The 7,244-nt window shown below is 58.3% G+C and carries 3 protein-coding genes; 2 read left to right on the plus strand and 1 reads right to left on the minus strand.

The annotated features are described in order from the left end of the window. Positions 1-231: 231 nt before the first annotated feature. The gene (locus tag EP867_RS18460) at positions 232-5,331 is read left to right on the plus strand and encodes a RecQ family ATP-dependent DNA helicase (protein ID WP_128490922.1); all 5,100 of its coding nucleotides are present in this window, start codon (positions 232-234) and stop codon (positions 5,329-5,331) included. A gap of 104 nt (positions 5,332-5,435) precedes the next feature. After that, complete coding sequence (locus EP867_RS18465; protein WP_206616382.1) at positions 5,436-6,455, plus strand: restriction endonuclease; 1,020 nt, start codon at positions 5,436-5,438, stop codon at positions 6,453-6,455. A 32-nt stretch (positions 6,456-6,487) separates the two neighbouring features. Here the strand turns inward: EP867_RS18465 and EP867_RS18470 are convergent, their stop codons facing one another. Then, positions 6,488-6,886, minus strand: coding sequence for a serine hydrolase (locus tag EP867_RS18470; RefSeq protein ID WP_322099042.1), 399 nt, complete (start codon positions 6,884-6,886; stop codon positions 6,488-6,490). Positions 6,887-7,244: the final 358 nt, after the last annotated feature.

Consider the following 7,244-nt stretch of genomic DNA (forward strand, 5'->3'; position numbering starts at 1 on the left):
GTAGGGGGAAATCTGCACAGCGCAGGATTTCTGCAACAATGCCATAGTGATGGGACAGTTTGTTGTAACGTAGGCAGCGGCATCTGACTTGGCAAGATGCGGCCTACATACCGTCTTGTGCCAGCGCATAGCGACCATTGTCATTCACGGGCGCAATTAACCAACCGCTTTAAAAAACAGCGAACTGTGTTATCGAATTGAAAGGTTATAAAATAATAAGAAATTTTTCGTATGGACGACCCTTTCAAGACCTTCCTGGATCGTTGCCTGTCCGTCGATCTGGAGATTGATCCGAAAACGGCACGCGTCTTCGCATTTGCTGCTGTGACCTCAGATCCCAACGCGCCTTCGCTGGTGATGGCCCAGGGGCGTCTTGAGGAGGGTCTGGATGCTCTTGATAAAGCGCTGGCAGACAAAGACTTCATCATCGGACACAATATTCGCGGGCATGATCTTCCGCATCTGGCAGCGAATCGAAAAAGATTTGCCCAGGCGGCATCTGCCCATATAGACACGCTCTGGCTGAACCCTCTCGCCTTCCCGCGCAATCCTTACCACCATTTAGTGAAGCATTATCACGATGGCCGCTTACAGGCGGGGCACGTCAATGATCCTGAGCTTGACGCCCGTCTGGTCTTTAAGGTGCTGGATAATCAGCTAACTGCCTTTGCGGCGATGGGGCAAACTGCGCCCAATGTTCTTGCGATCTACCATTATCTTTGCACCTGCGATGACCAGGCTCAGGGTTATGATGCTCTGTTTTCACTGCTTCGATCAGGGCAGGCGGCGCCCGATACGGCGCAGGCGGGGCGGTTGGTCGCAGAGGTGTTGCAGGGGAATGCCTGCGGGGCGGCGATCGAACGTCTGACGAGCAATCTCGCACAGCCACGCAGGGCGTGGGCTGTCGCTTATGCTTTGTCTTGGATCTCGGTCGCAGGTGGAGATTCAGTCATGCCCCCGTGGGTGCGGGCGCGATTTGCAGAGGCCGCCCAAATTGTACGTGATCTGCGCGACAGCCAATGTGACGACGATGCCTGTGCCTGGTGTCGCATGCATAATGATCCGATCAAGGCACTGTCGCGCTGGTTCGGCTTTGACAGCTACCGTGCAGAGCCTGTGGATGAGATGGGTCGCCCGCTGCAGGAACGCATTGTCGATGAGGGCATGCAGGGTGCAAGTCTTCTCGGCATTCTGCCGACCGGCACAGGGAAGTCTGTGTGCTACCAAATACCGGCATTGTCAAAGTTCGACAAAACCGGCGCGCTGAGCGTGGTGATCTCGCCCCTGGTCGCTTTGATGCAGGATCAGGTGCAGGGCATGGCGCGCGCGGGCATTTCCTCTGCGGTGACGATCAATGGAATGCTCTCGATGCCGGAACGGCAGGACGCGCTGGATCGTGTGCGCCTTGGGGATGCCGCGATTTTGCTGATCTCGCCTGAGCAGCTGCGCAGCAGCTCGGTGCGTTCGGTTTTGCAACAGCGCGAGGTTGGGCTGTGGGTGCTGGACGAGGCACATTGCGTATCAAAATGGGGCCATGATTTTCGGCCGGACTACCGCTATGTCTCACGCTTCATTCGTGAATTCACAGGGGATGCAGAGGTTGCGCCGGTCATTGCCTTGACCGCCACCGCCAAGCCCGAAGTTGTGCGCGATATCCGCGACCACTTCCAGGCGCGTCTGGGGCGCAGCCTGCTGTTGCTGGACGGTGGCGCCTCGCGGACGAACCTCAGCTATGAGGTACGTGAGACGCAAAAGGCCACGAAGCTTGCTGATATTCTGGCTGTTATTCAGGAAAAACTGCCCGCCGAGGGGCGCTCCGGTGCGGTCGTTTACTGCTCGACCAGGGGCGAGACAGAGCGTGTGGCCGAGTTTTTGAAGATGCAGGGCATGACGGCCGAGCATTTCCACGCCGGCATGACACCCGAGCAAAAGCGTGACGTGCAAGAGCGCTTCCGTGTGGGCGATCTGCGGGTAATCGCGGCCACCAATGCCTTTGGCATGGGGATAGACAAGCCTGACATTCGTTTGGTGGTGCACGGCGATATTCCGGGCTCGCTCGAGAATTACCTGCAAGAAGCCGGCCGGGCGGGCCGGGACCGCGAACACGCAAACTGCGTGCTGCTGTTTGCTCCAGAGGATGTGGAACGCCAGTTCAATCTTTCGGCCCGGTCGCGCCTCGCTCGCCACGAGATCGGTGCCATTCTGAGAGCCGTGCGCCGTTTGGACGAGCGTACCAAAAAAACCGGTACGGTTGTCGCGACATCGGGCGAGATCGTGCGGGCCGAGCTTGATCAGGATTTTGGCCGCGACAGCGCCACTGACGATACGCGGGTGAAAACTGCAGTCTCCTGGCTGGAAGAAGCCACGCTGCTCAGCCGGGAAGAGAACAAGGTTCAGGTTTTCCCCTCATCGCTTCGCATTCGGGCCTTGGCTGAAGCCGAGCCTGTGCTGGACAACGCGGCAATCACTGGTACGCGCCGCAAGCAGTTGATGAATATTCTGCAGCATTTGATGAATGCGCCGCCCGATGTGGGTATTTCCACCGATGACCTGACCTCGGTCAGCGGGCTCATGGCGCCGCAGCTCAGCCGTGCTATGGCCGATCTTGAAGCGCTTGGTCTTGCTAAAAACGACATCGCGGTGACGGTCTTTGTTCATGTGGGCATCGAAGGGGCCTCTGCTGCGCGCTTCAAAGAGGCGGGAGGTCTTGAACATGATCTGATCGCGCTGATGCGTGAAGCTGCACCCGATGCTGAAACCGATATGGCTCTGCCACTGAACCTGGCCGAAACCACACAGCGCCTGCGGGATGCGGGGCATACGCATGTCCGCCCCGACCTGATCGAAAAGCTGCTGTATGGCATGGCCCGCGATGGTCAGGATATGGAGGGCGGGCGTGGCAACCTGCGGCTGCGCAAGCTGTCGCGCAGTGCCATCGCGGTTACGTTGCAAAGATCATGGGGCATACTCGATAGAACTGCGGAACTGCGCCGTCAGGCTGCAGAGCTTTTGTTAACGGAATTGACGGGCAAAGTGCCCCGCGGCACACGTGGTAAAGATCTGCAGGTTGAAACGACCATTGGCGATTTGCTCGCGGTTTTAAGTGGCGATGCGCTTTTGAAAGGCCAGGTGAAAGACCTCACCAAGCTGCTCGACCGCGCTCTGTTGTGGCTGCACGAGCAGGAGGTCATGACCCTTGGCAAAGGCCTTACCGTGTTCCGCCCGGCGATGACCCTGCAACTGCGCCCGGGCTCTGGCGGGTTTACCCGTGAGCATTTCCAGCCGCTGGAAGAGCACTACAGCGAACAGACCATACAGACCCATGTGATGGCGGCTTATGCCGAAAAGGGTTTGGCGGCGATTGATCAGGCGCAGCGACTGTCCGAAGATTACTTTGTTCTCGACAAAGATGCGTTCATGAAGCGCTGGATGCCGGGGCGCGGGGCCGAGGTGCGCCGCCAGACAACCGGTACATCCTGGCGCGCCATCGTGGAGGCCCTGAACAACCCGGTGCAGCAAAAGATCGTCTCGGATGATCGCGAGGCCACCAACGTGTTGGTGCTGGCGGGGCCAGGCTCAGGCAAAACCCGAGTGTTGGTGCACCGCATCGCCTATCTGATCCGCGTGAAGCGCGAAGATCCACGCGGCATTCTGGTCCTGACCTATAACCGCCATGCGGCTGCCGAAATCCGGGCCCGCCTTCGCCACCTGATCGGCGATGATGCTTTCGGAGTGGTGATTTCAACGTGCCATTCGATGGCGATGCGGCTGGTCGGCGTCAGCTTCACCAATGCACCGGCCGAGACCCGCGAGTTCGATAAGATTGTCATGCAGGCGGTGAACCTGCTGAATGGCGAGGGCTTGGGCAAGGCCGAGGCCGAGGCGCAGCGTGATGTGTTGATCGAAGGGTATCGCTGGATCCTGGTGGACGAATATCAGGATATCGGCCCGGAGGAATACGCGCTGATCGCAGCCATTGCGGGGCGCTCCCTTGAGGATCCTGACCTGCGCCTCAGCCTCTTCGCCGTGGGGGATGATGATCAAAACATTTATGCCTTCGCGGGGGCCTCGATCCGCTACATCCGACAGTTCGAGGAGGATTATCGGGCAAAACCGGAGTTCTTGGTCGAGAACTACCGCTCAACCCGGCATATCGTTATCAGCGCCAACGCGGTCATCGCGGGGGCTGCGGACCGGATGAAGCTCGGCCACGACATTACGGTCAATCAGGCCCGTGCAAAGGAGATGCCCGGCGGGGTCTGGGGGGCGCTTGATCCGGTTGCTCAAGGCCGGGTGCAGGTTCTTCGCGTGCCTCCAGGGCCACTATCACAGGCTGTCGCTGCCGTGGACGAGCTGCAGCGCCTGTCGCGTCTTGATCCTGACTGGAGCTGGGCCGGCACGGCCATCATCTCGCGTGACTGGCGAAGCCTGGAGCCGGTGCGCGCCTATGCCGAAAGCCAGGGTATTCCGGTTTCCATGGCCAATGAAAGCCTGCCCAGCCTGTGGCGCTTGCGGGAAACGCAAAACCTGATCGCCGGTCTGACGTCTTCAGGCAAGCTGGTCTTCACTATTCAGGACCTCGTCGAAGAACTGAACCGTCTTCCTTCCAACCGTTGGACCGACCTGCTGGGTGAAGGTCTGGGAATTCTTGCGGCGGAGATTGGAGACAAGGGGATGCATCTTCCTGATGTGATTGAATGGATCGCCGAATGGACCCGCGATGCCCGCTCTGAGCCACGCGGCCTTTTGTTAATGACCGCCCACCGCGCGAAGGGGCTTGAGTTCCGCGATGTGGTTATTCTCGACGGCGACTGGGCCACGCCCTCGAAAAACGAGGATGCGGATGGGCCGCGGCGGCTCTTCTATGTCGCGATGACCCGTGCAAAGAACAGTCTCTCCATTCTGGCGACCGGTCGCCATCCGCTCGCGCCCTCTGCGAGCGAGGCGTGCCTCTGGCGGGACGTCAGCCCCGATCTCTCAAATTTGCCCGCGACTTATCCGAGCTATGTCACCCCTGAGATGAGGCTGGTTGACCTGTCCTGGGCGGGGCGTCTGCGTGAGGGGGCAGCTGAGCTCAGCGCGATTGCCGAGGCCCGAGTCGGGGATCAGGTCGCGCTGGACCGCGACGGAGATCGCTGGGTGATCCGCGATCTCAAGGGACGGATACTTGCCAGAATGGCCAAAAGCTTTGAGCCACCGAAGGGCAAGAGGGCGACCCGCGCTGAGATCGGTGCGATTGTGCGTTGGAAAAAGTCTGACAACGAAGAGAGCTATCAGACCCATATCCGGCGCGATGAGTGGGAAGCGATCCTGCCCGACCTGCAGTTTTGATTTGACCTCCCTGGGTTCGCTGGGCCGAATTGTGAGCAACCCATGCCTGACGGCAGATTTCAACCCGAGCGCCCGCAAACGTTAACTCGAAAAAGGAAGCTGAAATGAGCAACGCTGTATGGGGCCTTCACATGGGTGAGCATGTTTCATCGGCGCCGATTGACGAGGGCTATGTCGGCATCGGTTGGCAAGCCATGGGCGATCTCATGCAATATCCTGACCGGGATGCGCTGAAACGTGCTTTGGCAGTGCACTATCCCGATAAAAAGCCAGGCGCTTTACCGGTTGATGCCGGCACGCTGTATCGGTTTAGTCGCGAAATCCGTGAGGGTGATTACGTCATCTATCCCTCCAAGCACGATCGGATGGTGAATGTGGGGCGCTTCGTAGGGCAATACCATTTCAAGCTTAACGACGCTGATGGCTACCCCAATCACCGCAAGGTTGAGTGGCTCGGACATTTCCCGAGGAGCACCTTCACTCAGAGCGCGCTGAACGAAATCGGGTCGTTCATCACACTGTTTTCGGTCCGGGAGCACGCCTCAGAGTTTCTTGAGCGGATCGGAGTTGCAGCGGCCGTTACCCCGGCGGTGATGGCATCTGCCGAGGCGGAAACCCCTGTCGACGATGACAGCGCTACGGTGGCTGTCTCCCGTCAGGCTGAAATCACAACAGAAGATTTCGTCATCCGTCAGATTATGAGTCGGATGAATGGCTACGAGTTTGAAGAATTCGTGGCACATGTCCTCGAATGCATGGGTTACACCGCTCGGGTAACTCAGCGCTCAGGTGACGGCGGCGTCGACGTCATTGCTCATAAAGATAAGCTCGGCTTTGAGCCGCCGATCCTGAAGGTCCAGTGTAAACGAAAAACGGATCAGACACCGAGGACGGATGTCGATCAGTTGCTCGGCACTCTGGGCGAAGGCGAGTATGGTTTGTTCATTACTCTGGGCTCCTTCAGCCGCCAATCGGTCGAATTGGAGCGCAACCGTCCCAAGTTACGGTTGATTGACGGAGAGCAGTTCGTTGAGCTTCTGCTGGAGAACTACGCGCATCTTTCTCCGCGCTACCGCTCGATCATACCTCTGAAGCAGATCTATGTGCCGGATCCGCAGACCTGACAGCGCGAGGGACGCACTGTCAGATTGATCGGTCAGCGGCGGATCTCTTCCATGACCGCTGCACTCAGGGCGATCAGAGCGTCATTTCTGGCTTTAAAGTCAGCTTTCGTGTCCGAGATGAAAAGGCTGACGAAAACCGACTCGCTTTCAGGCGGCGTCAGTATGGCAATGAGATTGCGGGTGCCGTCGCCTGCACCGGATTTGTCTGCTACATCCCAGCCCTCGGGCACATGGGGACGAATGAGCCTGCCGGTCACACCACCCGGGCGCATCCAATCCGCCAGTTGGCTGCCTGCCTCCTCAGAGAGGACCTCACCGGTCAGCAGCTCCTGCAGAAGGGCGGTCATCGCGAGCGGGCTGGTAGTGTCACGCGGATCCTGCGGGGCAAAGGTGTTCAGCGCCGGTGTAATGACCCAGCGGTTTCTGCTCAGTACCTAAAGAAAGCTTAAGATCGAAAATACCTGTGGATAGCGAGCGCCAGCGTCGGCGCCATTGCCAGATATTGCCGCGTCTGGAGAGGTGGGGCAGTCTTTGCATGCTCTCAGCGAAACCTTTGGTTCGTCGAGCACTGAGGCCACATAAGGATGGTACATCCTGATGCCACACTCACGAAGCCGTTCTGATTTCGTGAGTTTAATCAACTTCTTGAGTTGAAGATGGCTCCGGCGGTAGGGGAGCCACTATCTAAAGTCACAAGCCATTGAAACGTAAGGCTTAATCTTTAATTGTTGATTGCCGCTTAGAACTGACCCATTTGGGGCGATAATTTCCATTGAGATTTGACCCATG

Origin of the sequence: Falsigemmobacter intermedius, assembly GCF_004054105.1 — a bacterium.
GTDB lineage: Bacteria > Pseudomonadota > Alphaproteobacteria > Rhodobacterales > Rhodobacteraceae > Wagnerdoeblera > Wagnerdoeblera intermedia.